General features: G+C 60.4%; 21 protein-coding genes. 16 read left to right on the top strand and 5 right to left on the bottom strand.

Annotation, left to right across the window (positions count from 1 at the left end; translation table 11 throughout):
• The first annotated feature begins 20 nt into the window (after nucleotides 1–20).
• The 8 genes from ABIB60_RS04020 to ABIB60_RS03985 all read left to right on the top strand — a co-directional run bounded on the left by ABIB60_RS04020 (nucleotide 21) and on the right by ABIB60_RS03985 (nucleotide 8,527).
• Nucleotides 21–1,022, top strand: a complete 1,002-nt coding sequence (locus ABIB60_RS04020; protein WP_354577896.1) for an NAD-dependent epimerase/dehydratase family protein — start codon at nucleotides 21–23, stop codon at nucleotides 1,020–1,022.
• Nucleotides 1,023–1,229: 207 nt separating this feature from the next.
• Nucleotides 1,230–2,627, top strand: a complete 1,398-nt coding sequence (locus ABIB60_RS04015; RefSeq protein WP_354577895.1) for a tetratricopeptide repeat protein — start codon at nucleotides 1,230–1,232, stop codon at nucleotides 2,625–2,627.
• Nucleotides 2,628–2,841: 214 nt separating this feature from the next.
• A complete protein-coding gene (locus tag ABIB60_RS04010) occupies nucleotides 2,842–3,675 on the top strand; it encodes a phosphosulfolactate synthase (RefSeq protein WP_354577894.1) in 834 nt (277 codons plus the stop codon).
• Between the two features lie 95 nt (nucleotides 3,676–3,770).
• Nucleotides 3,771–5,108, top strand: a complete 1,338-nt coding sequence (locus ABIB60_RS04005; protein ID WP_354577893.1) for a PQQ-dependent sugar dehydrogenase — start codon at nucleotides 3,771–3,773, stop codon at nucleotides 5,106–5,108.
• A 180-nt stretch (nucleotides 5,109–5,288) separates the two neighbouring features.
• Nucleotides 5,289–6,203: a TraB/GumN family protein gene (locus ABIB60_RS04000; RefSeq protein WP_354577892.1), complete on the top strand. Its 915-nt coding sequence runs from the start codon at nucleotides 5,289–5,291 to the stop codon at nucleotides 6,201–6,203.
• An 81-nt stretch (nucleotides 6,204–6,284) separates the two neighbouring features.
• Nucleotides 6,285–6,947, top strand: a complete 663-nt coding sequence (locus ABIB60_RS03995; protein WP_354577891.1) for a spermidine synthase — start codon at nucleotides 6,285–6,287, stop codon at nucleotides 6,945–6,947.
• Nucleotides 6,948–7,030: 83 nt separating this feature from the next.
• Nucleotides 7,031–7,687 carry a DedA family protein gene (locus ABIB60_RS03990; RefSeq protein ID WP_315996947.1) on the top strand — a complete coding sequence of 219 codons (657 nt, stop codon included), beginning with the start codon at nucleotides 7,031–7,033 and terminating at the stop codon, nucleotides 7,685–7,687.
• 96 nt (nucleotides 7,688–7,783) lie between these two features.
• Nucleotides 7,784–8,527, top strand: coding sequence for a shikimate dehydrogenase family protein (locus ABIB60_RS03985; RefSeq protein ID WP_354577889.1), 744 nt, complete (start codon nucleotides 7,784–7,786; stop codon nucleotides 8,525–8,527).
• A 183-nt stretch (nucleotides 8,528–8,710) separates the two neighbouring features.
• On the opposite strand, the gene ABIB60_RS03980 is transcribed toward ABIB60_RS03985, so the two are convergent.
• Entirely contained in the window at nucleotides 8,711–11,191 is a 2,481-nt protein-coding gene (locus ABIB60_RS03980; protein WP_354577888.1) for a TonB-dependent receptor, read from the bottom strand.
• 297 nt (nucleotides 11,192–11,488) lie between these two features.
• Here ABIB60_RS03980 and ABIB60_RS03975 point away from each other — a divergent pair, with 297 nt between their 5' ends.
• Nucleotides 11,489–12,607 carry a sensor histidine kinase gene (locus tag ABIB60_RS03975; RefSeq protein ID WP_354577886.1) on the top strand — a complete coding sequence of 373 codons (1,119 nt, stop codon included), beginning with the start codon at nucleotides 11,489–11,491 and terminating at the stop codon, nucleotides 12,605–12,607.
• Nucleotides 12,608–12,650: 43 nt separating this feature from the next.
• Nucleotides 12,651–13,403 (top strand): LytR/AlgR family response regulator transcription factor, encoded by a 753-nt coding sequence (locus ABIB60_RS03970; RefSeq protein ID WP_354577885.1) that lies wholly within the window; start codon nucleotides 12,651–12,653, stop codon nucleotides 13,401–13,403.
• A 103-nt stretch (nucleotides 13,404–13,506) separates the two neighbouring features.
• Here the strand turns inward: ABIB60_RS03970 and ABIB60_RS03965 are convergent, their stop codons facing one another.
• The 3 genes from ABIB60_RS03965 to ABIB60_RS03955 all read right to left on the bottom strand — a co-directional run bounded on the left by ABIB60_RS03965 (nucleotide 13,507) and on the right by ABIB60_RS03955 (nucleotide 18,159).
• A complete protein-coding gene (locus ABIB60_RS03965) occupies nucleotides 13,507–16,074 on the bottom strand; it encodes a TonB-dependent receptor (protein WP_354577883.1) in 2,568 nt (855 codons plus the stop codon).
• A 174-nt stretch (nucleotides 16,075–16,248) separates the two neighbouring features.
• Entirely contained in the window at nucleotides 16,249–17,094 is an 846-nt protein-coding gene (locus tag ABIB60_RS03960; protein ID WP_354577881.1) for an ABC transporter permease, read from the bottom strand.
• 129 nt (nucleotides 17,095–17,223) lie between these two features.
• Nucleotides 17,224–18,159, bottom strand: coding sequence for an ABC transporter ATP-binding protein (locus tag ABIB60_RS03955; RefSeq protein ID WP_354577880.1), 936 nt, complete (start codon nucleotides 18,157–18,159; stop codon nucleotides 17,224–17,226).
• A 289-nt stretch (nucleotides 18,160–18,448) separates the two neighbouring features.
• Here ABIB60_RS03955 and ABIB60_RS03950 point away from each other — a divergent pair, with 289 nt between their 5' ends.
• Together ABIB60_RS03950 and ABIB60_RS03945 are read left to right on the top strand one after the other, a co-directional pair.
• Nucleotides 18,449–19,672, top strand: a complete 1,224-nt coding sequence (locus ABIB60_RS03950; RefSeq protein ID WP_354577879.1) for a sensor histidine kinase — start codon at nucleotides 18,449–18,451, stop codon at nucleotides 19,670–19,672.
• Between the two features lie 285 nt (nucleotides 19,673–19,957).
• The gene (locus ABIB60_RS03945) at nucleotides 19,958–20,698 is read left to right on the top strand and encodes a LytR/AlgR family response regulator transcription factor (protein ID WP_354577877.1); all 741 of its coding nucleotides are present in this window, start codon (nucleotides 19,958–19,960) and stop codon (nucleotides 20,696–20,698) included.
• 167 nt (nucleotides 20,699–20,865) lie between these two features.
• Here the strand turns inward: ABIB60_RS03945 and wrbA are convergent, their stop codons facing one another.
• Entirely contained in the window at nucleotides 20,866–21,477 is a 612-nt protein-coding gene (wrbA, locus tag ABIB60_RS03940) for an NAD(P)H:quinone oxidoreductase (RefSeq protein WP_354577876.1), read from the bottom strand.
• Between the two features lie 475 nt (nucleotides 21,478–21,952).
• Between wrbA and ABIB60_RS03935 the strand changes: the two genes are divergently transcribed.
• From ABIB60_RS03935 to uvrB, 4 genes are all read left to right on the top strand, one after another.
• Nucleotides 21,953–22,537 carry an RNA polymerase sigma factor gene (locus ABIB60_RS03935; RefSeq protein WP_354577874.1) on the top strand — a complete coding sequence of 195 codons (585 nt, stop codon included), beginning with the start codon at nucleotides 21,953–21,955 and terminating at the stop codon, nucleotides 22,535–22,537.
• Nucleotides 22,518–24,149 carry a hypothetical protein gene (locus ABIB60_RS03930; RefSeq protein ID WP_354577873.1) on the top strand — a complete coding sequence of 544 codons (1,632 nt, stop codon included), beginning with the start codon at nucleotides 22,518–22,520 and terminating at the stop codon, nucleotides 24,147–24,149. The genes ABIB60_RS03935 and ABIB60_RS03930 overlap by 20 nt, the downstream gene beginning before the upstream one ends.
• Nucleotides 24,150–24,173: 24 nt before the next feature.
• Nucleotides 24,174–24,527: a DUF6970 domain-containing protein gene (locus ABIB60_RS03925; RefSeq protein WP_354577872.1), complete on the top strand. Its 354-nt coding sequence runs from the start codon at nucleotides 24,174–24,176 to the stop codon at nucleotides 24,525–24,527.
• Nucleotides 24,528–24,804: 277 nt separating this feature from the next.
• Nucleotides 24,805–26,841, top strand: coding sequence for an excinuclease ABC subunit UvrB (gene uvrB / locus ABIB60_RS03920; RefSeq protein ID WP_354577871.1), 2,037 nt, complete (start codon nucleotides 24,805–24,807; stop codon nucleotides 26,839–26,841).
• Nucleotides 26,842–26,897: the final 56 nt, after the last annotated feature.

Here is a 26,897-nt window from a genome sequence, read left to right as displayed (position 1 = left end):
ATTACACTAGTTGCCGCACTATGATTTTTGTTACCGGTGGTAGTGGTTTGGTGGGAAGGTTTCTGCTGGCTGAGCTGGTAGCCCGGGGTTTGCCGGTACGCGCCCTGTATCGACAGCAAATTCCGGTTATTCCCGTTGCTGATCAGGTGGACTGGGTGCAGGGCGACATTCGGGATACAATAGGATTGCGGCAGGCATTGGAAGGCATTACCCATGTGTTTCACTGCGCCGGCCTGGTATCCTACGCTCCGCAGGATGAGGACGAGTTGCTGCGCATCAACGTGGAGGGTACGGCCAACGTGGTAGATGCCTGCCTGGAGCGGCCGGGCATTCGGCTGGGCATGGTGTCATCGGTGGCGGCGCTGGGCGGCGGTACCTCCACAGAAGCCGCAACACAACCGGGCCCTGTGGTGCTGGATGAACAGACCAAATGGGACCTGGGAGCGGCGCACAATGCGTATGCTTCCTCCAAGTATTTGGGCGAGCTGGAAGTATGGCGTGGGGTTTCCGAAGGGTTGCAGGCCATCATGGTGAACCCATCCGTAATTCTGGGGCCGGCTGATTGGACGCAAAGCAGCACGCGCCTGTTCCGCTACGCCTACCAAGAGCACTATCTCTACACCCCCGGCGCCATCAATCTGGTAGATGTGCGGGATGTAGTGGACGCGCTAGTGCACCTGACGCTGCATACCACGCGCAGTGGGGAGCGGTACGTGCTGAATGCGGGTACCATGCCATTGCGTGAGTTTCTGCGGCAGGCGGCCACTAACTTCCGCAAACGCCCGCCCAGCGTGGCCGTGCCCGACTGGGCGGCGGAGGTTATCTGGCGGCTGGAGTACGTCCGGTCCCTGGCAACTGGAGCCCGGCCCCTGATAACCAAGGATACTGCTCGGGCCGGTCGGCGCCCGGTAGCCTACCGGACGGAGAAAATTCGGCAGGAATTGGGCCGCAACTTCCGACCTTTGTCGGAGACAATCAACTGGTGCTGTCAGGAGCTGAAGAGCAGCGGAGTAGCGGAGTAAATATGTGGCTGGCGCAGACAGCGCGAATTGCTGACACTGGCACGGTTACTACTTTCCGCTGTTTCTGCGCTGCTCCCAAAGAACCCATCGGCGTCCGGTGTGGTTGTTGTATATTAAAGGCACAGCGCTTTTCTACTATAAAAGCCGTGTGCTTATTCACGGAGCCTGCCGTTTTGGCGGCGTTGTGCCGATTGTTGCCGCATGAGAATGAACGAGAATTTTGAGGACCGGGACGAAGTGCTGGCTACCGTACGCCGCTTTGAGCAGATGGTAGCCCACAACGAGCCCGTGTTTTTTGATCTGGCCGATTTCGAGAACATCATCGACCATTATACCTCCACTACCCAATACGATAAAGCCCTGCAGGCCTGCGAGGCGGCCATTGCCCAGTATCCGTTCAGCACGGAGCTGCTCATTGACCGCTCACAAGTATTGGCCATGAAGGGCGAGTACGCCGCTGCCAGCACCCAGATTGAGGATGTGGCCCACCTGGACCCTGACAACCCCGATGTGGCCGTGACACGGGGCATTATCGCCACGCAGAAAGGCGAGTTTGCCGAAGCCATTGCCTTCTTTCATCAAGCCGCCGAGCGGGCCCCCGACCGGGACGATATTTTTTTCAACCTGGGGCTGGCGTACCAGAGCTGGCAGAAGTTCAAGAGTGCGGCCAAATACTACAAGCAAAGCCTGCGCCTGAACCCCGACAACGACGTGGCGGTGCAGGAGCTACTGTATTGCCTGGAAGTAAGTGAGCGGCTGGAAAAAAACCTGGACTTCTTCCGCCGCTTCACCGATGAGGACCCGTATTCGGCCATTGCCTGGTATAACCTGGGGCAGGCCTACTTGCGCGCCAACAAGCTCGATGACGCGGTGAGTGCCTTTGAGTATGCCATTCTCATTGATGCCAAGCTGTACGAGGCGCACGGCTACCTGGCCAGCACCTACGTGAGCATGGAGCGGTACCGGGCCGCCATTGCCGAGTTTGAGCTGAGCTACCCCGAAGGCGAGCCTTCCCCCGAGGCCCTGTGCAACATTGGGGAGTGCCACGAAAAGCTGGCCGAGTGGGACCTGGCCCGCCGCTTCTACCAACGCGCCATCGACCTGGACCCCGAGATGGACGAGGCGTGGTTTGGTATTGGCATCATCATGAACGCGCAGGAAAAGTATTTCGAGGCCATTCACTTTTTCCGCAAGGCGGTAAGCCTCTACCAGGAAAGCGTGGAGTATTGGCTGGCCCTGGCGGCGGCGGAGTACCAGATTGGCAACATCATTTCGGCGGTGGAAGCCTACGAAAAAGCCACCGAAGTAGCCCCCGATAATAAGGACGCCTGGCTGAACTGGAGCATCCTGCTGTATGAGCAGGGCAACTTCGACGGGGCCATTGACCTGATGCGTAATGCCGTGGAAATTCAGCCCATGGAGGCCGAACTGCACTACCGCCTGTGCGCCTACCTGCTGGCCGCTGGGCGCTACCGCGAAGCCTACCAGTGCCTGGAAAACGCCCTGACCCTGGATTTCGACAAGCACCGGCTGCTGTTTGACTACTTCCCGGAGTTGGAGTCGCAGAAGGCGCTGGCCCGCCTAATTGATCAGTACCGGAAGTAGGGCAGGTTGGAGTCAAAGGTGAAAAGTGAGAAGTCAAAAGCGGATATGAGCCAAGCAAATGGTTTATAGCCGCTTTTTACTTTTTACTTTTCACCTTTGACTTCTTTCAAGGCTTACAGAATTCGGGCGTACTTTTACCGCCGTTGTTTCTTCGGAAGAGGCCGCTGACGTTAAACCAGCCAGTGCCTCTCTCAAATCCCCAAGCCATTCGATAATGAACTACACGCTTAATCAACTCCCAGAGCGGACGCAGAAACCCCGTGAGCAAGGCTTCACCATGGTGATGGACAAGGGCCTGAGCGTGCGGGAAGCAGAGGACTTCCTCGAAGTAGGGGCCGAGTACACGGACATTGTGAAGCTGGGCTGGGCCACCTCCTACGTGAATCCTAACCTCAAGCGCAAGCTGGCGGTGTACAAGGAAGCCGGTATTCCGGTATACTTCGGCGGAACGTTGTTTGAGGCGTTTATTATCCGCAACCAGTTCGATGATTACCGCCGCCTGCTGCAGGAATTCGGGATGGAGTACGCCGAGGTGTCGGATGGCTCCCTGGACCTGAACCACGATAAAAAGCTGGAGTTCATCCGCACCCTCTCGCAGGATGTGAAGGTACTGAGCGAAGTAGGCTCCAAGGATGCCGAGAAAATCATTCCGCCCTACAAGTGGATTTCGCAGATGAAAACGGAGCTGGAAGCCGGCGCCGTGAAAGTAATTGGCGAGGCCCGGGAAGCTGGCAACGTGGGCCTGTTCCGCAGCACCGGTGAGGTACGCTCGGGGCTGGTAGAGGAAATTCTCACCCAGATTCCGTTCGAGAAGATTATTTGGGAAGCGCCCCAGAAGGCGCAGCAAGTGTGGTTTATCAAGCTGCTGGGCCCCAACGTAAACCTGGGCAATATTGCCCCCAACGAAATCATCAGCCTGGAAACTATCCGGCTGGGTTTGCGCGGCGACACCTTCCTGGATTTCCTGGACCTGGAAAACGTGGACGAAATGTTCAAGCCCGAGCCCAAAGCCCAGGGCAAGCCCGGCACTTCCATGCCCCGGGGCTAGCCCAGGCTAACCTGAACGGCAGAAAATGAGTACACCCAAATGCCGGACTACCCAGTAGTCCGGCATTTTCTTGTCCATACTCACTGCTTTTTGATATGAACCGACTGATTTCCAGCTCTGCCTGGGCCTCTGTGGCCCTGCTGGCCGCCTGCGGTGGCCCCTCGAAAGAGGAAAAGGCCGAAGCCGCCGCCACTACTCCCGCCGACACCGTAGCTACTGCTGCCAGCACGGTAAATCTGCCCGAGCCCTACGCCACCAAATCGATAACCAAACGCAGCAAGGTGATTGGCTGGCCGGCCGGCAAAATGCCTACGGCCCCGGCGGGTTTTGTGGTAACCAAGTACGCCGATGGCCTGGTGAGTCCCCGCAATGCCTACGTGCTGCCCAACGGCGACGTGCTGGTAGCCGAGGCAAATACGGTGCCCACCGACGTAAAAGAAAAAGTTACGGCGCAGCTGGAGCTGGACCCGTCTAAATCGTTGCGGGCCAGCAGCGCCAACCGCATCACCCTGCTGCGCGACACCAACAAAGACGGCAAGCCCGATACTCGCACCACGTTTTTGGCCGGGTTAAACCAGCCGTTTGGCATGGTACTGATTGACGGTAGCTTCTACGTGGCCAACACCGATGGCGTGTGGCGTTACCCCTACAAATCGGGCGAAACTAAAATCAGTGGGGCCGGCCAGAAAATCATGACGCTGCCGGCGGGCGGCTACAATAACCACTGGACGCGCAACCTGCTGGCCGGGCCCGGAGGTAAGAAAATCTACGTGTCGGTGGGCTCGGCTTCCAATGTGGCCGAGCATGGTATGAAAGAAGAGGAGCGCCGCGCCAACGTGCTCGAAATAAACCCCGACGGCAGCGGGGAGCGGGTGTACGCCGCCGGCTTGCGTAACCCTGTGGGCCTGGACTGGGCCCCCGGCACCCAAACCCTGTGGACGGCCGTGAACGAGCGGGATGAGCTGGGGGATGAACTAGTGCCCGATTACCTGACCAGCGTGCAGCCCGGCAAATTCTACGGCTGGCCTTATGCGTATTTCGGTCAGAAGGAAGACCCCCGCCGCAAGGGCGAGCGGCCCGATCTGGTGAAGCAAACTGTGGTGCCCGAGGTGGCTCTGGGCCCGCACACGGCTTCGCTGGGGCTGGCGTTCTACAAAGCCGATAAATTCCCGGAGAAGTACCGCAGCGGCGCATTCATCGGGCAACACGGCTCCTGGAACCGCTCCAAGTTCTCGGGATATAAGGTGGTGTTTGTGCCCTTCAGCAACGGCAAGCCCAGCGGCCCCATGGAGGATTTCCTGACCGGCTTCATTGCCAACGAGAATGAAAAAGAAGTGTACGGCCGCCCGGTGGGCATTACGGCCTTACCCGATGGCTCTTTGCTAGTAGCCGACGATGCTGCGGATACTCTGTGGCGCGTGGCCGCGCAGTAAGCTGTCAAAATACCACTATCAGGCAAACCGGCCTGCCAGCGCTTCGGCGGTTGGTGGGCCGGTTTGCGGCGTTTAGGCGCAGTAGGTTAGCGTTGGTACAATAAACTGACGAGCGGATACGGGGCGCTGCATCTTTGTGCAGATCATCCTTCACCCCTCACTTATTTCTACCCGATGACTATGTTCCGCACGCTGCTACTGGCCGGCACTCTGGCCCTGACTTCCCTGAGCACGCAGGCCCAGAAAACCAAAATCAAGACTAAAACGGCCGATAAGGCGTCGGTAACCGCCGCCGCTCCGGCTAACTCCTTGCTGTGGGAGGTTTCGGGAAAGGGCCTGGCTCAGCCTTCTTACATCTACGGCACTATTCACCTGATTTGCCCCCAGGATTTGCAGGTGACCGAACCCATGAAACGCGCCTTTAGTAGCAGCAAGCAGGTAGTAATGGAGCTGGATATGGATAGCCCCACCATGATGCAGGAAATGCAAGCCGGCATGATGATGACCGACGGTCAAACCCTGGAAAAGCTGCTGCCCGCCGCCGACTATATCCGCGTAGGCGACTACCTCAAGGCCAAGGCCGGTATTCCTATTGCTCAACTAGGCATGCTGAAGCCGTTCATCGTAAGCTCCATTATGTACCCGGCCCTGCTGGGCTGCACGCCGGCCAGCTACGAAACCACCTTTGTGAAACTGGCTCAGGAGCAGCACAAGGAGGTAACTGGTCTGGAAACGGTGCAGGAGCAGATGGGCTTCTTCGATAAGATTCCGTACGCGGTGCAGAGCAAGATGCTGGCCGACATGGTAACCAAGGAAGCCGAAGCCCAGCAGGAGTTTCAGCAGCTGCTCACACTCTACAAAGCCCAGAACATTGAGGAGCTGCGCACCGTGAGCAGCAAAAGCAGCTTCGGGTTTCAGGAGTATGAGCAGTTGCTATTGGACGGCCGCAACCAGCAGTGGATTGCCCGCATGGAGAAGCAGGCCGCCGCGCAACCCACGTTTTTTGCAGTAGGCGCGGCCCATTTGGGCGGGTCCCAGGGCGTACTCAACCTGCTGCGCCAGCAGGGTTACAGCGTAAAGCCGGTGCTGCAGTAAACGGTCTTTTCACCTATTCCCAGCGGCCTCCCGGCGGCGTAGCGTGTGCTGCGGAGCCGGGAGGCCGTATGTTTGCGCCCTATGAACAAGCTGCTTGCATTCCTGCGGAATTGGGTAAACTATGCCCTGCCGCTGGCCCGGCGGGTGCCCTCGCGCTACAGTCCGGGGCTGGTGGTACGCCAGCACCAGGGCCGTAAGGTGCTCGATACGCAGTACGCCAACTACAGCTACGGCCCCCTGCACCAGGTACTGCGCTACGCCCTCATGCACGTTGCCCCCAGCTCGCCCGAGGCGCCGGCGCTGGTGCTGGGGATGGGCGGGGGCGGCATTATTGAGTTGCTGCGCCAGGAGCGGGACCACACCGGGCCCATTACGGCCGTGGAGCTGGACCCCGCCATTGTGGCAGTAGCCGCCTCGGAGTTCAACATCCGCCCCAGTGCTACCCTGCAGGTTGTGTGCGCCGATGCCTTTGTCTGGCTGCCCACGGCCCCTGCGGTGGCTTACGAGCTGATTGTGGTGGACCTATTCCTGGACTTGCTGCTGCCCCGGCAGCTCTCGGAGCCCGGCTTCTGGCAGCACATCCGGCGGGTGCTGCGGCCCGGAGGAACGGTGGTAGTGAATACGCTGCAGCAAGCCCCGCTCCGTATCGGGGAGCAGGCGGCGGTGGAGTATCTGCGGGGGCTGGGCTTGCAGGTAAAGGAGCTGGAGGTGGAGCATAACCTGGTGCTGCTTGCACGGGGCTGATATCAACCAGATACAAACCTGAACGCCGCCGTGGAGTAGGCAACGGATAAACCGCTTTCTTTGTAGCCTCACTGCCGCACTCCATGGAAATTCTGAAGCATCTACTCGACTTTATCCTCCACCTCGACAAGCACCTGGCGGAAATTATTCAGGACTACGGGACCTGGACATACGCCATTCTCTTCCTCATCATCTTCGTGGAAACCGGCGTAGTGGTGCTGCCCTTCCTGCCCGGCGACTCCCTGCTGTTTGCCGCCGGTGCATTGGCCGCCAACCCGGCCAATGGCCTGAATGTGGGCATCCTAATTGGGCTATTGATTCTGGCCGCCGTGCTGGGGGATACGCTCAATTACCATATCGGCGACTACCTGGGGCCGCGCGTATTCAGGGAAAACTCGAGGTGGCTGAAACGGGAACACCTGGACCGCACCCAGGATTTCTACCAGAAGCACGGGGCCAAAACTATCATCATTGCCCGCTTCATTCCCATTATCCGCACGTTTGCTCCCTTCGTGGCGGGCATAGGTACCATGAGCTACTCTAAGTTCTTGTCCTATAACTTGGTAGGCGCGGTAGTGTGGGTTGTGCTGCTGACGGGAGCGGGGTACTTTCTGGGTAGCTTTCAGTGGATTCAGAATAATTTCGGCCTGCTCACGCTCATGATTATTTTCGTATCGGTACTGCCAGCCGTGTGGGAGTTCTTTAAAGCCCGCCGGGAAAATAAGCGCCCGATAGCCTAGCCAGAACCCGTTGGAATAGATACGAAAACCGCCCCGGTTACTTTGGCCGGGGCGGTTTTTTTTGTTGCTTACTTCTCAAACCTTAGTCATGCAGTTATGCCGGAATTCGGGCTTCTCGGCCGCTCACTAAAGCACTCCTTTTCCCAGACGTACTTCACCCAGAAGTTTCACAACCTGGGCCTGGACGACCACCGCTACGAGTTATTCGAGCTGGCTACCATCAATGAGCTGCCGGCTCTGCTAGCGGCCCACCCGGAGCTGCGGGGCCTTAACGTAACCATTCCGTACAAGGAGCAGGTGTGGCCGTTTCTGAATGAGGTAGCGCCTTCCGCCGCCCGGGTCGGGGCCGTCAACGTCATCGAATTTCAGGACGGTGGCCGCTTAGTTGGACACAACACTGACTACATCGGCTTCCGCGAGTCCTTGCGCGGATTTCTGCCCAAAGGTGGCCTAGCAAATTTTCGGGCGCTGGTGCTGGGCAGCGGTGGGGCCTCCAAGGCCGTGGAAGTGGCGCTGAAAGATCTGGGCATCGGCTACTGGGTGGTGTCGCGCAACGCTATGGGCGCGGGATTAACTTACCAGGAGCTCACGCCCCGGCTGCTACAAGAACATCAAATTATCATCAACACCACTCCGTTGGGTACTTTCCCGGAGGTGCACGAGTGCCCGCCCATCCCGTACGAGGCCCTCAGCAGCCAGCACTACCTCTACGACCTGATTTACAACCCTCGCGAAACCGAATTCATGCAGCGCGGGCAAGCGGCCGGAGCACAAACCAAAAACGGCTTCGAAATGCTCTGCCTGCAAGCCGAAGCCGCCTGGGAAATCTGGAATAGGTGATAGAGTAGGAAACTCTTGTCATCCTGAAGCAGCGAAGGAGCTTGTAGCCGTAATTCACGTACGATGTAGCGACAATGAGAAGACGCATATTTGCGTCTCCTCATTTAGCAGCACGTGGCGCGGACGATGAGACGCAAGTATGCGCCTCTACTGTTCAAAAAACCGCTATAGTCCCTTTAGCACTTATCCGCCCTGCTGGCCACCGCTACCGCCGCCTTTGCCGTCGTCGTTGCGGATGGAGCGGCGCTGGCGCTGCCCGCCTTCCAGCTTGCCGAAGCGGTAGTTGAACGAGAGGCGGATGTTGCGCTGGTAGGAGTAGAAGCTGCCGTAGTTGACGAAATCAGGGGTGGTGGTGGTGCTGCGGAATTCGCGGCCGGGCGCCAGGAAGTTGTTGAGGCCCAAAGTGAGGTCGGCTTTTTCGGCCAGCAGCAGCTTCTTCGCGCTGAGGCCGTAGTACACGCCCCCGGAATAGCGCGTCTGAAGCTGTACGCCGCCCGTCCAGAAGCCGCCGTAGCCCTGGGCCGAGTAGGTTTTGCTCAGCTTCACCGAGGAATTGACGTTCATGTAGAGGCTGGCCCGGCTGTTGGTGCCCTGGAGCACCGAGCTGTTCAGGCGGGTGTAGTCGCCGCTGAGGTTGGAGCTCAGGTCCCAGTCCTTCAGGGGTTTCCAGGAGCCGTACAGGTTCACGCCGTAGTTGTACACCGTGGCCAGGTTGCCGTAGGTGGTTTCGTTGCGGGCCAATTCCTGATTATAAGAGCTGAACCGCTCAATGGAATTACCAGTGCGCCGCATGAAGGCCGAGGCGTTAAAGGAGCTTTTCTCCCCGAACGTACCGTACCCTAACTCCAGCAAATCGGCCGTTTCGGGCCGCAAGCGGGGGTTGCCGAAGTTGACGGAGTTGGGCGTTACCTGGTTGACGTAAGGGTTAAGGTAGAAAATGTGCGGGCGCTGGATGCGGCGGGAGTAGCTCAGGCGCAGTGTTTGGCCGTCTTTCTTGAGCGTGCGGGTGGCACTCAGGTTAGGCAGCAGGTTCAGGTAATCGTTCCGGAAGCGGCCGGCTTCACTCTGAAACTCGCCCGCAATGGCCGTGCGCTCCAGGCGCGTGCCCAGGCTGAAGGCGTATTTTTTACCGGCCGAAAAGTTGTAGGTGCCGTACGCCGCCAGCACGTTCTGGCTGTAATCGAAGCGGTTGGAACGCAGGGCGCTGCGCGCAAAATCAGTCTGCTGGCTTACCAGCAGCGTGTCTAGGGTATAGTCGCTGCTAACCTGGCGGCGAATGTGCTTGGCGCCCAGCTCCAGCGTGTTCTTCTCCCCAAACGGGTGGGTATAATCGGTCTGGAAGGTGGTTTCGAGGTTGCGGGCCAGGTTGCGGCTGGCTTCCCGGTACTCAATGGGCCCACCAAACAGCTCGGCCGTCGGGAATTGGTCGAGGCGGTATTTTTCGCGGCTGCGGTTGTTGGTGTGCTGGGCCAGCAGGCTCCACTCGCGGCGGGGCTGCTGCTCGCCGAAGGTGCGCGTGTAGCCCGCATTCAGGTCGTAGTTGCGGCTTTCATCCTGGCGGTTAATGTCGCGGGTATACAGCGTATCCAGCTGGGGCTGGCCCTGATATTGGTTGAACAGCTGCTGGGGGGCATCGTTGCCGTACAGGTTGCCGTTGCCGCTCACCGTGAAGCTGTGCAGGGGCGAGGGGTCGTAGGTAAACTCCACCTGCCCGTAGCCGCCCGTGCCCTGGTTGCGGGAGGTAGTGCGCTCCGTGAGTTGGCCAGTGCCGCCACCGGGCAGAAAGCTGGTGCGCTCCGTGAGGCTCTTGAATGGATACAGATTGCGGAAGCCGCTGAGCTTGGTATTCACGCCCACTTTGCCGCGCTTGGCGTTCAGGCTGCCGTTGAGGCTCTGGTTACGGTTGCCGCCGCTGGCACCCACGCTGCCGTTGGTACCCTGCAAGCTGTTCTTCTTAAGCACGATATTAATAACCCCGCCGGACCCTTCGCCATCGTACTTGGCCGAGGGCGCGGTAACTACCTCAATAGCCTTGATCTGGTCGGCCGGAATTTGCTTGAGGGCTTCGGCCAGGTTGCCGGCCAGCAGGGCCGAGGGCTTATTGTTGATAAGGATACGCACGTTGCTGGTGCCACGCAGTTGCACGTTGCCTTCCCCGTCCACGTTCACCAGCGGGGTTTTGCGCAGAATATCGGCGGCCGTACCGCCGGCGTTGCTGGCATCCTGGTCGGCGTTGTACACTAGGCGGTCGGGCTTGGTTTCTACCACTGGCCGCTCCCCGGTTACGGTTACGCCGGCCAGGTTTTGGGCCGAGGCGGTGAGCGTGAGGTTGCCCAGGTTCTGGGGCTCAGCCGTAATAGTCACCGGCTTCATTACGCCGCCATACCCCACAAAACTGATTTGCAGCCGAAACTCGCCGGTAGGCAGGTCGCGCAGCTCGAAGCGGCCATCCGCGTCGGCGGTGCCGCCCAGCAGCGGGGCCGTGCCGGTGGCGGGCAGCAAAGCCACGGTGGCGTACTCCACGGGTTTCTGGGTAGCGGCATCCAGCACGCGCCCGCTCAGGCGGCCGGGGCCCTTGGTGGCAGAAACGGTGGCGGTAGCCGGGGCCTGAGCGTGTACCGCTACGGGAGCCGCCAGCAAAAGCAGCGGGAAAAAGTGCTTCATAAGAAGAATAGAGAAAAAGTAATATGCATGGGCTAGACGTTGCCAGCAGAATTAGGAGCACAACGCTGCAAACCTAGCGGGTATTTGAGCCAGGAGTCATAATAATCAACCAACGTTGCGTGCGGCCTCAACCAACCCGGTTATCCGGGGCATTTGTGGCAGTGCCGGACTGGTAAGCAGCCCGGCCAAGTTGATTGAAGCCAGCAGCCTAGTTGGTTGAAAACTCCGCCGGAAGTGGCCGCGTGGTTGTATGTTGCCAGGGCATTTGGGGGCGGCAGTGCCCACCGGTTACTTCTCTTGGCTCTGAATCCATCGTTTTCTCCTACCCGCGCCGCCCGCCGCCCGGCCTGGCAGCTGCCCGCGTGGCTGCGGCGCCTGCCCTGGGTGCATCTGGGGTGGCTGGCGCTGCTGCTGTACTTTGATGCCCAGGGCTGGCTGCTGAACCAGGGCGTGCTTATTCCGCCGCTCAAAGACCATTTCTGGGCTTTGGCCCTGGCCACCAACGCCCTCGATTCGGGCCTGTTCTACCTGAACTGGTTTGCCATGCCGGCCCTGTTTCAGCGGGGTCGGCTGGGTGCCTATCTGCTGGTGCTGGCGTTGGGCCTGGTGGTGTTTTGTACCACCCGCATCGGGGTGAGCTACTACTTTGAGGAGGTGAAGGTGCAGGGCCAGAACCAACCGCTGGGCTTCTACGTGCAGGTATTGCAGAGCTACTATCTGCTGCTGGGCGGCCTGATTCTGACCCTGAGCTTCTTTCTGCGGCTGGCCGGCGACTACCTCCGGGAGCGGGACAACCGCCGGGAGCTGGAGCAGCAGCATTTGCGCACCGAGCTGGCCCTGCTCAAAAACCAGCTGCACCCGCACTTCCTCTTCAACACGCTCAACAACATTTACTCCCTCACGCTCAACGCCTCGCCCCAGGCCCCGGAAGCGGTGCTGCGCCTCTCCGAGCTGATGCGCTACCAACTCTACGACAGCCAGGACGACCTGGTGCCCCTGGCCCGGGAAATTCACCATGTGCAGAGTTTTCTGACGCTGCAGCACCTGCGCCTGCCCCCGGAGGATGCCGACGAAGCCATCCAGTTCACGGTGCTGCTGCCGCCCGGCGCCGACCACGCCTGCCGCCTGCCGCCCATGCTGCTACTGCCGCTGGTGGAAAACGCCTTCAAGCACGGCGACTTAACGGCCCGGCCCCACGCCGTGCGCCTGAAGCTGGAGCTCACGCCCGAGGGCCAGCTGCAGTTTCTGGTGCGCAACCGCGTGGCTCCCGAAGCGCCCGGTCCCGGCGGGGTGGGTTTGGCTAACCTTCGCCGGCGCCTGGAGCTGCTCTACCCCGATAAACACGCCTTAGTGGTTACCGCCAACGCCCAGGAATACGCCGTGCGGCTGTCGGTGCAAATCAGCGGCTGGTTGTAGCCGTTCAGTCAAATCGTTTCATCATCACTCTTATACCTCCTGCATGGAATCTGCTGTTACCCGTCGTCCGATGAGCTGCGTGATGGTGGATGATGAGCCCCTAGCCCTGAAGGTGCTGGCGGAGTATTGTGCGCAGGTGCCGTTTCTGGAGTTGCGCGGGCAGTTTCAGGAGGCGCTGGCGGCCGTGGCTTTCCTGCAGGATAACCCCGTGGATGTGGTGTTTCTGGATATTCAGATGCCCCGGCTCACGGGCCTGCAGCTGGCCCAACTGCTGCCCGTGCCCCGCCCGCTCATCATCTTCACCACCGCCCACCCCGACTACGCCGTGCAGAGCTACGAGCTGCCGGCCCTCGACTACCTGCTCAAGCCCATTTCCTTCGAGCGGTTTGTGCAGGCCGCCCACCGGGCCCGCGCCGCCCTGCAGCCCATTACTGTGGCCACTGGTGCTACTGAGCCACTGGAATCTGCTGAGCCCGGGGAGGCGCTGTTCGTGAAGCAGGACAGCCGCCTGCGCCGGGTGCCCATTGATGAGCTGTACTACGCCGAAGGGCAGAAGGAATACCTGATGTACTACACGGCCACCGGCAAAATCCTCACCCTGCAGTCCTTTCGTAAGCTGGAAGAACTGCTGCCCGCCGGCCGTTTTGCCCGCATCCACAAGTCCTACCTCATCAACCTGCGCCACCTGGAGTTTGTGGAGCGCCACCGCGTGCAGGTACACGGCGCCCAACTGCCCATCGGCGAAACCTATCGGGAAGCATTTCTGGAGCTGCTACGCTACCACGGGAAGCTGTGAAATCAAGTGAAAATTGAGAATCAAGAAGTAAAAATGAGCCGTTGGATGGACCTGTAACCGGACCGCCCAACGGCTCATTTTTACTTCTCAATCTTTACTTGATCTAGTTCCCTTGCTGGCCCTGGCCGTCGCCACCTTGCTTCACATCGTCGTTCTGGATGCTGCGGCGGCGTTTGGGAGCTTGCTGGGTTACTTTGCCGAAGCGGTAGTTAAAGGCCAAGCGCACCCCGCGCAGGTAGATGTAGTTATTGCTTTCCTGGCGGAACTGGTCGGTGTCAAGGGTGCTTCGCAGGTTGCGGGTGGCCGAGAGGAAGTTGTCGGCGTTCAGGGTCAAGTCAGCTTTGTCCTTAAGCAGGTTTTTGCGCAGGCCCACCGAGTAGAACGTCCAGGCGGCTTGGCGGCCCTGTAGCTGCACCCGGGGCGAGTTGAGGCCCCCGAAGAACTGCACGCTCAGACCCTTCTCGAATTTGTAGCCGGAGTTTACGTTCAGGTTGTACATCACCCCGCTATTATCCAGGCTCAGGGCGTTGCTTTTCAAGGATACGTAGTACACGTTCACGTTGCCGCTCACATCCCACTTCGGCACCGGCTTCACCGAGCCAAACAGGCTGATGCCGTAGGTAGCGTTGCGGCCGATGTTGCGGAAGGTTTGGTTGTTCACCCCGTTTTCCACAAACCGGTAGCTTTCAATAGCATTGCCAGTGCGACGGGCATAGGCCGACATATTCAGCACCGAGCCTTTGATGAATGTGGTGTAGTTGACCTCGTAGCTATCCGTCAGCTCAGGCTCCAGCTGGGGGTTGCCGTAGCTCACGTTCAGCGTGTCGGAGGTATTGCGGAAGGGGTTGAGGTAGAAAATCTGGGGACGCTGGATGCGCTTGGAGTAGGCTAGGCGCAGGGTTTGGCCCGGCTTTTTGGGGTTCTGGGGCTGGTAGCTCAGGCTCAGGTTGGGCAGCAGATTGGTGTAGTTCTGCTTTACGGCCGAGTTTTCGCTCTGCTGCTGCTGGAAGTTGCCGTTGATGCGGGTATTCTCCACCCGGGCGCCCAGCTTAAAGCTCACTTTCTTACTGGCCGAAAACCCGTAGGTACCGTAGCCCGACACCACATCCTGGTTGTAGTCGAAGAGGTTGGAGCGGCTGGGGTTGTACACCGGGTCAAGCAGGCTGACGGACGGGCTGTTAAACACGTCGTAGTCACTGCTCACGCGGCGCAGAATGGCCTTGGCCCCGGTTTCCAGCAAGGCAGTCTCCGAGAAGGGGTGGGCGTAATCGGTCTGGAGGGTGGTTTCGAGGTTGCGCGCCAGGTTGTCGGATTCTTCCCGGTAGTTTTTGGCCAGGTTCTCGGTGGTGTTGCCCGCAAACTGATCTAGGTGGTAGGCCTGCACGTTGCGGTTGCGCGTGTGCTGGGCCAGCACGCTCCACTCCCGGCGCTTCTGCTCGAAGGTGCGGGTGTAGGAGCCGCTCATGTCGTAGCTCTGGGTACGGAAGCGGCGGTCGGTAGCGCGCGTAAACTGGTTGCTCACCGGCAGCAGCACATTGTTGAACTGGTCGTAGTCGCCGCTGTTGCGGAACAGGCTGCCTTGCACGTTCAGCGTGAGGTTGTGGTACTGGGCCGGGTCGTAATCGAGTCCCAACCGCCCAAAACCGCCACCCCCGATGGTGTTGCCGTCGCCCTCCTGCTCCAGGGAAAGCCGCTCCTGTCCGCTGCCGTCTTTCAGGTAACGCGTCAGGTCGTTGCGGTTGGGGCTGTAGAAGGCAAACCCGCTAACGGAGCTGGTGAGGCCCACTTTGCCCTTGCGGTAGTTGAGCGAGGCGTTGCTGTTGGAGCTCCGCGTACCCGCCGCCAGCCCCACCGAGCCGTTGATGCCCTCCAGGTTGTTCTTCTTGAGCGTGATGTTGATGATGCCGCCGGTGCCTTCGGCGTCGTACTTAGCCGAGGGCGTGGTAATCACCTCCACGCTTTTAATCTGGTCGGCCGGAATCTGCTTCATGGCATCGGCCACCGAGGAGGCCACGATGCCCGAGGGCTTGTTGTTGATGAGCACGCGCACGTTGCTGGTGCCGCGCAGCTCCACGTTGCCGTCGGGGTCCACGTTCACCAGGGGCACTTTGCGCAGCACATCGGCCGCCGTACCGCCGGTGTTGGTCAGGTCCTTTTCGGCGTTGTACACAATGCGGTCCGGCTTGGTCTCGATAACGTCCCGCTCACCCGTTACGGTTACCTCGCCCAATTTCTGGGCCGTGCCTTCCAGGTTAATGGTGGGCACCGTTGTCAGCCCGCCGGTAATAGTCACGTTGCGCGTTTGGGTCGCATAGCCGATAAAGCTGATCTGCAACCGGAACTCGCCGGCGGCCAAGCCTTGCAGCTTAAAGCGGCCCCGCTCGTCGCAGACGCCACCATCCAGGGGCGTGGTGCCACTCAGGGGAAGCAGCGTGATGGTGGCAAACTCCACGGGCTTCTTGGTGGCCGCATCCAGCACGGTGCCTTCGAGGCGGCCGGTGCCTTTAGCCGCCGTGGGCAGAATGGGCTTGGCTGCCGCTGCGCCGGGCTGGCCCGGAGCCCCAGCGGGGCGCTGACCGGCTGGCGGAGTGCCGGCGGGAGGCGCAGTCTGGGCCAGAACCGGGGTAGCGAGTAAGCCAGTAAGCAGCAGCGGAAGGGTAACAGTTTTCATCGAGAGATAAAGAGAAGGTAGTTGCAAAGAGAAGGTATCGGACGCGCAGCAAAAAGTAGAGCTTGCCGAACGGTAGGAAAGGGTGCCTGAAGCGTCAGGAAAGAAGGGTAAGCTGCGCGGAGAAGGCGCGCCAAGGACTAGAAAAGGGCTAGTCCGTTGCCGCTACGGGAAGTTTTAATTCGTCACGTTGCGGCGGAGGAGCAGCATGTAGCCCAGCACCAGCACACCGGCAAACCAGCCCAGGGAGTACCATTCGTGCTTGGCCAGCTCGTGGGCTACTTCCAGGCCCCCGCCTTTCACCATCTTCATGGCCATAGAAGTGCCCAGGGGCGCGGCGTAGGGTATTTTATCGGCGTGCTCCCACTGCAGCAAAGCAATGGTGGCCACCACTGCGCCCATACCCACGCCCACCGGCACCACAAAGGAGCGCCAGAACAAGCTCACCACGTACTGCACCGCCAGCAGGCCCAGGGTAGCCACGTAGGTGCGCAGCAGCATCCATACAACGGTTTCGAAGGGAATGGTAGTTAGCGCAAACCCCAGCTTGGGCCGGAGCACGCTCAGCAGCATTCCCGCGCCCAGCACCAGCGCCGTAAACAACAGCAGAGCCACCGCATTCAGGGCCAGAATGAGCAGGAGCTTGGACAGGAACACCGCGCCGCGCCCCACGGGCTGGGCGTAGAGGTGTTTCCAAGCGGTGGCTTTGGTTTCGATGTGCACCACCAGGCTGGTGAGCAGCACCACAAACAGCGGCAGCAGCAGGGTGCCCGCCGTCTGCCAGCTCGTGCTGATAAACCGGGGCCAGGGGCTGCCCCCGGCTTTCATAATAATGTCGCCCTTGAAAAAGAAAATCAGGAACGTAATGAGCACCGGAAAAGCGCCGCTGAGCAGGGTGAGCCGCAGCGCGGCCGTGCGCTTCAGCTTCAGGGTATCGGAGGCCAGAGCGCGGCGCAGTTGCATAAGCGGAGCCGGCGCGGCGGGCAGGAGCGTAAAGTCGGAGGAGGGTAGGGTAGCTTCCATAAAACGGAGTGAATAGAGAGTAACTGTCATTCCGACGAAGGAGGAATCTGGGTTGACTATCTGGATGAATCGAACCAGATTCCTCATCTCTGCTTGATGCGCAGAATGCTCGGAATGACAAAAGTGAGTTTACACAGCGGCCACGCGGCTTTCGGTGAGGTGGAGGAAGGTGTCTTCCAGGGTGGGCTGCTCCAGGCGCAGACCGTAGAGCGGCTGCTCGGCGGCAATCAGCTCCACGGCCAGGGCGGCCGTGTGCTCCTGGCTGAGCCAGGGCAGCCACAGCGTGCCGGGGCCTGCTACCGTAGCGCCGGCCAGCAGGCGGGGCAGCAGGTTGCGGCAGCTTTCCGCGTCCCGGGTTTCGATTACCAGGCGGGCCCGGCCGGTTTGCAGGCGGCGCAAATCGGGCAGGCTGCCCTGGAACACCAGCTTGCCCTGCTGAATCACGCCCACGTGGGTGGCCATTTTCTCAATCTCGCTGATGAGGTGGCTGCTCACCACAATGGTTTTGCCGTGCTGCTTGCAAAGGCGCTGCAGCAGCTCCCGCATTTCAATAATGCCGTTAGGGTCGAGGCCGTTGGTGGGCTCATCCAGTAGCAGCAGGTCGGGGTCGGAGAGTAGGGCAATGGCCAGGCCGAGGCGCTGGCGCATGCCCAGGGAGTACTCCTTGGCGGGGCGGTGGGCGTTATCGGTCAGGCCCACCAGCTCCAGTACTTCGGCGGTGCGGCTGGCGGCCACGCCCCGCAGGCGGCGGGTGGCTTCCACGTTTTCGCGGCCCGAGAGGTGGTCGTAGAGCGAGGGGTTTTCGATAAGGGCGCCCACCCGGTTCAGCAGGGCCACGCGGTGTTGGGCCAAATCGTGGCCGAACAGGTGCACCGAGCCGCTGGCGGGCCGCAGCAGCCCCAGCAGTAGCCGCATGGTGGTGCTTTTGCCGGCCCCATTCGGCCCCAGGAAACCGTAGAGGCTGCCCGGCTCCACCTGCAGATTCACATCGTGCAGAATAGGCCGCTGGCCGAAGCGGAAATGGAGGCTGCGGGTTTCCAGCAGCAGGGGAGTAGTGGATTTCATAGCGCAGAAAGACAGAGAGAACGGCAGCAAACCTAGCGGCCCTTCTATATCTTCTCCGGCCTATTCAACCAACCCTCAGGCCCGACCCCGAAACGATGGTTTTTCCCGCGCAAAACCCGTTTTCAACACCCTCGCAAGTCCTCATTCACGTTTGCGCTGGCTTTGCGGGCGTTGGCGGCAGTTATGGGCGGGTTGATTGAAAAAAAGCCCAAAATGGGCCGGCCGCGTGCTATTTTCGATGATGGAAGTTCTGTCCGCTCCCTTAAAAGCAGCATCGGGGAAAGATGCAGTGAGTTCCCGCCGAAGCTGGCGCAAGCGCCTGCGCGCCTGGCTCCGCCCCGATACGTGGTCGGCGGCCCAGGAAAACCTGCGCGTGCCCCGCTGGATTCACGTGGTGCTCTGGGTGGTGCTGGTGCTGCTGGATGGCCTCAAGCTGGGCAGCGTTATCAATGTGCTGCCCCGTTTCCCCGCCACGCTGGCCGAGTGGCAGCCCTTGTGGCCCATGATAGGGCGCCTGGTGGTGGAAGATATCTGCGCGGCTACGCTGTTTTACCTCACCTGGCGCTGGCTGGTGCCGCGCACCCTGGGCCGGGCCCGCGTGTTGCAATACGGCCTGATTACGTCCCTGCTGGTGCTGCCCTACGCCTTTGCCATTGGCTGGCTCACGGCCCAAACCTCCCGCAAGGGCGTGCAGATTTCGGCCTACCGCGTAACGCGTCCGGTAGGCACCAATGGCCGGCAGGTAACGACCATTGTGCCGGGCCGTAAGCCCAACGCTGATACCACGGAAGTGTGGGCCCGCATCTTCAGCTCGGCCATTGTGGGCGTGTTCATCATCGGGAGCAGCTCGGCCCTGCGCATCACCGGCGACTACGTGCGGGGCCAGCGCAACCGCCGCGAGATGGAGCGTCAGCAGCTACTCACGGAACTGGCCATGCTCAAAACCCAGATCAACCCGCATTTCCTGTTCAACACGCTCAACAACATCTACTCCCTTACCAGCCGCAAGTCCGACAAGGCCCCGGAAGCCGTGCTGCGCCTGGCCGAAATCATGCGCTACCTGCTCTACGAAAGCAGCACCGATACTGTGCCCCTGAGCCGGGAAATTGCCCATTTGCGCAGCTTCCTGGATTTGCAGCGGCTTCGGCTGTCGGCTTCGGCCCAGGATGCCATTCAGTTTGAGGTAGAAGGCACTTCGCCCGATTGTGCCCACCCCATTGCGCCCCTGCTGCTGCTGCCTCTGGTAGAAAACGCCTTCAAGCACGGCGACCTGACGGCCCGTCCCGTGGCCGTGCATATTTCCCTGTTGCTGGCTTCCGATGGGCTGCTGCGCTTCACGGTGCTCAACCACGTAGCACCCGCCGATGCCGAACGGGAGCTGCCCAAACAGCCCGGGGGGGTGGGCCTCGTCAACCTGCACCGCCGCCTGGAGCTGCTCTACCCCGGCCGCTACGCCCTCGATGTGCAAACGCCCCCCGGCCAGCACGTGGTAACGCTGGTGTTGCTGCAGTAGGGTAGGAGGGTTTGGGGGCGAAATATAGAACGTCATTCCGAGCATGTTGCGCTTGGAGCAAGGACGAGGAATCTGGCGTGCTGACGTTGCTTCACTGGCCCAAGGTTTAAACCCTGGGCTGCGGAGCGGTTATCGTTCGACGGTTCAATAACAGTAGCACGCGAGATTCCTCGTCCTTGCTCCAAGCGCAACATGCTCGGAATGACAGGCTTCCCGCATATCTTTCCGCGGCTGCTGCCTAACCACACTGCTAACTCACCAATTCACTAACTCACCACTTCACCTATGACCTGCGTTATCCTGGATGATGAGCCCCTGGCCCTGGACTTACTGGCCGATTATTGCGCCCAGGTGCCCGGCCTGGAGCTAAAAGCGCAGTTTGACGATGCGCTGCAGGGCCTAGCCTATCTGCAGGATAACCCCGTGGACGTGGTGTTTCTGGATATTCACATGCCCCGGCTCACGGGTGTGCAGCTGGCCCAACTGCTGCCCCAACCCGGCCCCCGCATCGTATTTACCACCGCCTACGACCAGTACGCCGTGCGCAGCTACGAGCTCAACGCCGCCGACTACCTGCTCAAGCCCATTGCTTTCGAGCGGTTTGTGCAAACGGTGCAGAAGGTACGCCAACAGCTGCAGCCCACTACGCCCGTGGTGCCGGCCCCGGCTGCTGCGCCAGCTCACTCCGAGGCCACGCCCACTGCGCCCGATGCCATGTTCGTGAAAAACGACCACCGCCTCCAGCGCGTCGCCTTCGATGATATTCTCTACATCGAGGGGATGAAGGAGTACCTGATGATTTATACTGCCACCGGGAAGGTGCTCACGCTGCAGTCGTTCCGGCGGGTGGAGGAGGTGCTGCCGCCTGAGCGGTTTGCCCGTATCCACAAGTCGTTTCTGGTAGCCCTGAGCCGCATTGAGCACGTGGAGCGCGGCAAAGTGCAGGTGGCCGGCCGTCTCCTGCCCATCGGCGACACCTACCGGGACTCGTTTAACGCCTTGATTAAAGCCTATAATCTGCTGTAGAGTAGGAGAAAGGAGTTAGGAGCTAGAAGAGAGGGAGGCAGAGGAAGTTCATCATCCGGCGCAATGAAAAGGACCTTATCATGTTAGAACAATCTGTTCCAGCGTGATAAGGTCCTTCGTTCTGCTCAGAATGGTAGGCAGGCTTCTAGCTCCTGTCTTCTAACTTCCTACTTCGCCAGCTTCTTGGCAATTTCGGCGGTGTGACGGCCTTGGAAACGGGCACCTTCCAGCTCATTGTCGCTGGGCTGCCGCTCGCCCTGGCCACCGGCCACGGTACTGGCGCCGTAGGGCGTGCCGCCGGTTACGTCAGTGTGGCCCATCTGGCCCTGCCAGGCGTAGGGCAGGCCCACAATCACGAGGCCGTGGTGCAGCATTTCGGTGTGCAGGCTGCGCAGCGTTACTTCCTGGCCGCCGTGCTGGGTGGCGGTGCTCACGAAGCCGCCGCCAACCTTACCTATCAGCTTGCCCTGGGCCCACAGGGCGCCCGTACCGTCGAGGAAAGCCTGAATCTGGCTGCACACGTTGCCGTAGCGGGTGGGCGTACCGATAATGATGGCGTCGTACTGGTCCAGCTCCTCGGGCTTGGCTACCGGAATGTGCTCAAACGCCTTTTGGGCCTGGGTAGCGCCAATCTGGTCGAGTAGCTCCTTGGACAGGGTTTCGGGTACACGCTTGATAACTACTTCATTGTCGGCTACCTGACGGGCACCTTCGGCTACGGCTTCCGCCAGCTTGTATACGTGACCATACGTGGAGTAAAACAGCACCAGAGTTTTCATGCGGAATGGGGTTGGGATATGGAATGAGGCAACTACAGCGGTGTCATCCGGGCGCTTTGCCCCGGCAACGGATGTAACTACATACTAAGTCGGCGGTAGGTTACGAAAGCCCAAATTCTATAAGTTCAAAAAGCTGCTGCTGAAACGCTTATATTGTACTCCCCAAAAAAGCATGTGGCTCGTGCAACCTCTCGGGCGGTGGCCGGCCTCTTGGGTGCGTAACGGTTGCTGCGGCTTTAGGGCCCGCTTCCAAATTAGTTTATTCCACTTTGCAGCGTATGCAGCATTCTTACTTGCGCGGTTTCAGCCTCCCTGCCGAGGTAGCCGCAAGTGCGCACCCCAACGCCGGTCCTTGCCAGGGCCGGAACCGTCAATGAGCGCCCTCTCGGCCACGTTGGGAGGGGGCGGGCTGCGTAGCCTGCTGCCCGGTGCTGCTGCGCGCCCGGAGTCTCTATCGTCGTCGTTATCCGCTCCTGTGCGCACTCTTACCCCGCCTTCCCAGCTCTCCGACACCGAGCTGCTCGACGGTTGCCTGGCGGGCAGCCGCCTCATGCAGAAATACCTGTATGAACGCTTTGCCGGCCGCATGATGACCGTGTGCCTGCGCTATGCCCAAACCACTTTCGAGGCCGAGGATGTGCTGCAGGAGGGTTTTCTGACGGTGTTCAAGAACCTGGGCAGCTTCCGCCGGGAGTGCCCCCTGGAATTCTGGATTCGCCGTATTATGGTAAATGCCGCCCTGCGCCAGCACCGCCGCAACGCCCCGCTGGTAGCCGTCAGCGACGGTGGCGAGTACCCCGAGGACCTGGCCGGCGAGGAATTCACTCTCTCCAACTACAACTTCGAGGAGCTGCTCAACCTGATTCAGGAGCTGGCTCCCCGCTACCGCATGGTGTTCAACCTGTTTGCCATTGAAGGCTACGGGCACAAGGAAATCGGCGAGATGCTGGGCATTTCCGAGGGCACCAGCAAATCACAGTACTCCCGTGCTCGGGCAATTTTGAAAAGTAAAGTCGAGCGTCTCGACGCGCACCGCTCCCATGGCAGCTTCCGCTCCTAACGATAACACACCCAACCACCAGGACCCCCGCCCCACCGGCGACCTGGAGCACCTGTTCCGGCAGAAGTTTGCCGATGCAGAGGTGGCTCCGCGCGCCAGCTTCTGGGAGCAGCTCGACCACGAGCTGGTAGTGCAGCAGCACGAGCAGGTAATTCAGGAAAACACCACCTACCGACGCCGTCTAGTGCTGCACCGCTGGGTGGCCGCGGCCTGTCTGCTGCTGGCCCTGGGTTTCGGTAGCTGGGCGTATCTGCACACGGCTCCCTTTACCGCTGGCCTGGAACTGGCTGCGGAAACAGGCTCAGGTAATAGCACGAGTGCACTGCCCGGAACTGCCGGCACTGCTCCCACCGGCAGCGCCGCCGATGGTGCCGCCAGTAGCGCCTACAATGAGGCGTTGGCCGCTGCCTCCTTGGCGGGCTCCCAGTCTGCCGAAGGGTTACTGGCGGCTCAGGTTGCTGGCGGCAGCAGTGCTGAGTTTGGTGACGCAGGCTACCCGGTAGCTACGCGCTCAGTGCGGGCAGAAAACGGGCGTGCCCTGGCGTACGGCGCGGCTGCCTACGGCCGAGACGGGCAAGCGGCTTATGGCTACACTGGCAGCAGCTACCCCAACGGGCTGCTCAACGTACTACTCACGAACGGCCAAGCCGGGCAAGGCGGACCGGAAACCGGCCTTTTGTCGGGTGCGGGCCTGCTCACGCCCCGGGCCGCTTACCTGCGCAGCCTGCTGGGCCTAGGCCGCCCCGACTCTCTTAAGCCAGCTTTGCTAGCCGTGCCCCAGCCCTCCAACGAGGCCGTTGCCGCCGCCGAGCCAGAGCATAAGGAGACGCCCAAACTGTGGAAGCGCCTGCGCCTGGGCGGGAGCTACGCGGTAGGTACGTTCAACCCAAACATCAACTTTTCCCGCACCGATGGCCGCGTGAAAGCCGACCCGGTAACCAATGCCCTGCGCTCCTACTACCAGGAGGAAGCGGAAGATGAGTACCGCCGCAACCTGCGGGCTGGCCTGAGCCAGCGGGTCGCTCTGGCTGCTTCCTATGCCCTCAACAAGCATTGGACGCTAACTGCCGCCGCCGAGGCCTCGGAGCAGCGCGCCACTTCGGCTACTACCTACGGTTTCATCGACGGGAAGCAGGTGGGGCCCCAGGCCGCCGATATTTTCAGCCGGCCCGCTGCTTACAGCCCGGCCCCGGCCCAGCCCCGCACTACCTCTTACCGCTACCGCATGGCCAGCGTACCGGTAGCAGTGCAGTATGGCTCCGGGAAGGCAGGCTTGTCGCTCTACGCTAAGGTGGGGGCGGCCGTAGGAGTTCTGCTTACCAGCCGCTCAGAGCTGGCCGGCTCGCCCCAGGCTACCCGGGAGTACACGGCCAAATCTACGGACTCGCCCTACCGGCAGGTGCTGGTTTCGGGCCGGGGTGGGGCTGGCGTGCGGTATCAGCCAGCTTCGGCGGGGTGGAGCATGGCCGTCGGCCCGGTGGCCGAAACCTACTTCACTACTCTCAACGCCAACCCCAACCAGCGCGCCATCAACCAGAGCCGCCCCTACAGCCTGGGCATTGAGGCCAGCGTAGAATTTGGAACTCCCAAGCCTATGCCAGGCGTCCAGTAGGCACAGTATGCTGCCGCTTTAGTTATGAACCGCACCTTTTTCCGTTGCCTGATGTGGCTGCTCCTGCTGGGGGCGGCTACCTCCTGTGCCTCCACCAACGACGCTGTTGAGCCCGCCTGCGCCGGTAACTTTTCCGCTACCCTCATTGAGCAGCTCAAGCAAAAGCCCAAGCAAACTCCGGCCGCCGAAGTAACCCAGTACACCTACCAGAGCCAGACGGTATACCTGGTAACCGGGGGTAGTACCAGCTACGTGTTTGATGCCTGTGGACAGGTAATTTGCTCGGCGGCGGTGCGAAATAACTCTGGCGACGGTCGTTGCCCCGATTTTGCCGCTACGGCCACCAACCCCCAGCTCCTCTGGACTGACCCCCGGTGAGATAGTGAAATGGTAAGATGGTGAAATGGTGAGTGCCCTGGCGAACCGACCGACACCATCCGTCCTCACTTTTGCGCACCACCTGCTAACCTGATGAGCCCTTACTTCCACGTGGAGGTAAGGGCTTGTTACATTTCAGGAGGTAGCCCATTGATCAGGATGGTATCGGTCGGTTCGCCAGGGCACTCACTATTTCACCATCTCACCGTTCCCCGAACCAACGGCCCCGAAATGCAGTTATGATAGGCTACCCTTTCAAGCTCTATCTTGCCGCTGCATGAAGTATCAACTGACCTCGGAATTCACCCCCACCGGCGACCAGCCGCAGGCCATCAAGCAACTGGTAGAAGGCGTTAACAACGGCGAGCCGGCCCAGGTGTTGCTGGGGGCCACGGGCACGGGTAAAACTTTCACTATGGCCAACGTAATTGCCGAAACCGGCAAGCCGGCCCTGGTGCTCTGCCACAACAAAACCCTGGCCGCTCAGCTCTACGGCGAGTTCAAGCAGTTCTTCCCCAACAATGCCGTCGAGTACTACATCAGCTACTACGACTACTACCAGCCCGAGGCCTACATTGCCTCCACCGACGTTTTCATTGAGAAAGACCTGGCCATCAACCAGGAAATTGAGAAGCTACGGCTGCACACTACTTCCACGCTGCTTTCGGGCCGCCGCGACGTGATTGTGGTGGCTTCGGTGTCGTGCATCTACGGTATCGGTAACCCCGAGGAGTTCGGGAAAAACGTGATTTTCCTGGCGCCCGGCCTGCGGTACTCGCGCAATAATCTGCTCTACCAGTTCGTGCAGATTCTGTACTCGCGCACCGAGATGGAGTTCACACGGGGCACGTTCCGGGTGAAGGGCGACACGGTGGATGTGTTTCCGGCCTACGCCGACCACGCTTACCGCATCTTCTTCTTCGGGGATGAAATTGAGGCCATTCAGAAGATTGACCCCCAGAGCGGCAAGAAGCTGGCCGACGAAAAATCGGTGACGCTGTACCCGGCTCAGCTGTTTGTAACGGGCAAGGATACGCTCAACCAGGCCATCCGGGAAATCCAGTTCGATATGACCCAGCAACACGCCTACTTCGAGAAAGAAGGCCGCGACCAGGAGGCCAAGCGCATCATGGAGCGCACGGAGTTCGACTTGGAGATGATCCGGGAGTTGGGTTACTGCTCGGGCATTGAAAACTACTCGCGCTACTTTGACGGCCGCCAGCCCGGCAGCCGCCCGTTCTGCCTGCTCGACTACTTCCCCGATGACTACCTGCTGGTAGTGGACGAAAGCCACGCCACCATGCCCCAGATTCGGGCCATGTGGGGCGGTGACCGGAGCCGCAAAACGGCCCTGGTGGAGTACGGTTTCCGCCTGCCCTCAGCTATGGACAACCGTCCGCTTACTTTTAATGAGTTTGAGGGCATGGTGCGCCAGGCCGTGTACGTATCGGCCACACCCGCCGATTATGAGCTGACCCAGGCCAACGGTGTGGTAGTGGAGCAGATTATCCGGCCTACTGGCCTGCTTGACCCCGAAATTGACCTGCGCCCCAGCGGAAACCAGATTGACGACCTGCTGGACGAGGTGGACAACCGGGTGAAAATGGGCGACCGGGTGCTGGTGACTACGCTTACCAAGCGCATGGCCGAGGAACTGCAGAAGTACATGGAGCGCCTGGGCATCAAATCCCAATACGTGCACTCCGATGTAAAAACCTTGGACCGGGTAGAAATTCTGCGGCAGCTGCGCCTGGGCGAAATTGACGTGCTTATCGGTGTAAACCTGCTGCGCGAGGGCCTCGACTTACCGGAAGTAAGCCTGGTAGCCATTCTGGACGCCGATAAGGAAGGCTTCCTGCGGGACCAGCGCAGCCTGATTCAGACGATGGGCCGCGCCGCCCGTAACGACCGGGGCAAGGTGATTATGTACGCCGACCGGATTACGGGCTCCATGCAGCGGGCCATTGATGAAACCAACCGCCGCCGCGCCACCCAGCAGGCCTACAACGAAGCGCATGGCATCACGCCCCGCACCGTGCGCAAAAGCCGGGAGGCCATCATGGAGCAAACCTCCCTGTCGGATTACCGCATTCAGGAAGGTGTGGCGTATTCCGGTCCCGATGCTGATGTACCCCTGGCCATTGCCGCCGAGCCGGTGGTATCCGTTATGGCCCGGCCGGAGCTGGAAAAGCTCATCAAGCAAACCGAAAAGCATATGGAAGCCGCCGCCAAGGACCTCGACTTCCTCACCGCCGCTAAGCTCCGCGACGAGTTGGCTGCCCTCAAACAGGTACTTAAAACCAAGCGGGAGTAACTGCTTGCGTAGGCAGAAACCACGTGGCGCAATTATTGCGCCCGTACGAGCTACCG

Origin of the sequence: Hymenobacter sp. UYP22 (assembly GCF_040547285.1) — a bacterium.
Taxonomy (GTDB): Bacteria; Bacteroidota; Bacteroidia; order Cytophagales; family Hymenobacteraceae; genus Hymenobacter.
The sequence above is the reverse complement of the archived record's forward strand: the minus strand, read 5'-3'. Positions and strand labels throughout refer to the sequence as shown.

What these genes read in the sequence shown, in the direction of transcription:
- ABIB60_RS03990 (WP_315996947.1), top strand. Translation starts at nt 7,031, where the DNA reads ATGGAAATTCTGAAGCATCTACTCGACTTTATCCTCCACCTCGACAAG.
- ABIB60_RS04005 (WP_354577893.1), top strand. Translation starts at nt 3,771, where the DNA reads ATGAACCGACTGATTTCCAGCTCTGCCTGGGCCTCTGTGGCCCTGCTG.
- ABIB60_RS03930 (WP_354577873.1), top strand. Translation starts at nt 22,518, where the DNA reads ATGGCAGCTTCCGCTCCTAACGATAACACACCCAACCACCAGGACCCC.
- ABIB60_RS03995 (WP_354577891.1), top strand. Translation starts at nt 6,285, where the DNA reads ATGAACAAGCTGCTTGCATTCCTGCGGAATTGGGTAAACTATGCCCTG.
- ABIB60_RS04015 (WP_354577895.1), top strand. Translation starts at nt 1,230, where the DNA reads ATGAACGAGAATTTTGAGGACCGGGACGAAGTGCTGGCTACCGTACGC.
- ABIB60_RS03970 (WP_354577885.1), top strand. Translation starts at nt 12,651, where the DNA reads ATGGAATCTGCTGTTACCCGTCGTCCGATGAGCTGCGTGATGGTGGAT.
- ABIB60_RS04000 (WP_354577892.1), top strand. Translation starts at nt 5,289, where the DNA reads ATGTTCCGCACGCTGCTACTGGCCGGCACTCTGGCCCTGACTTCCCTG.
- ABIB60_RS03925 (WP_354577872.1), top strand. Translation starts at nt 24,174, where the DNA reads ATGAACCGCACCTTTTTCCGTTGCCTGATGTGGCTGCTCCTGCTGGGG.
- ABIB60_RS04010 (WP_354577894.1), top strand. Translation starts at nt 2,842, where the DNA reads ATGAACTACACGCTTAATCAACTCCCAGAGCGGACGCAGAAACCCCGT.
- uvrB (WP_354577871.1), top strand. Translation starts at nt 24,805, where the DNA reads ATGAAGTATCAACTGACCTCGGAATTCACCCCCACCGGCGACCAGCCG.
- ABIB60_RS03980 (WP_354577888.1), bottom strand. Translation starts at nt 11,191, where the DNA reads ATGAAGCACTTTTTCCCGCTGCTTTTGCTGGCGGCTCCCGTAGCGGTA.
- wrbA (WP_354577876.1), bottom strand. Translation starts at nt 21,477, where the DNA reads ATGAAAACTCTGGTGCTGTTTTACTCCACGTATGGTCACGTATACAAG.
- ABIB60_RS03985 (WP_354577889.1), top strand. Translation starts at nt 7,784, where the DNA reads ATGCCGGAATTCGGGCTTCTCGGCCGCTCACTAAAGCACTCCTTTTCC.
- ABIB60_RS03965 (WP_354577883.1), bottom strand. Translation starts at nt 16,074, where the DNA reads ATGAAAACTGTTACCCTTCCGCTGCTGCTTACTGGCTTACTCGCTACC.
- ABIB60_RS03955 (WP_354577880.1), bottom strand. Translation starts at nt 18,159, where the DNA reads ATGAAATCCACTACTCCCCTGCTGCTGGAAACCCGCAGCCTCCATTTC.
- ABIB60_RS03945 (WP_354577877.1), top strand. Translation starts at nt 19,958, where the DNA reads ATGACCTGCGTTATCCTGGATGATGAGCCCCTGGCCCTGGACTTACTG.
- ABIB60_RS04020 (WP_354577896.1), top strand. Translation starts at nt 21, where the DNA reads ATGATTTTTGTTACCGGTGGTAGTGGTTTGGTGGGAAGGTTTCTGCTG.
- ABIB60_RS03960 (WP_354577881.1), bottom strand. Translation starts at nt 17,094, where the DNA reads ATGGAAGCTACCCTACCCTCCTCCGACTTTACGCTCCTGCCCGCCGCG.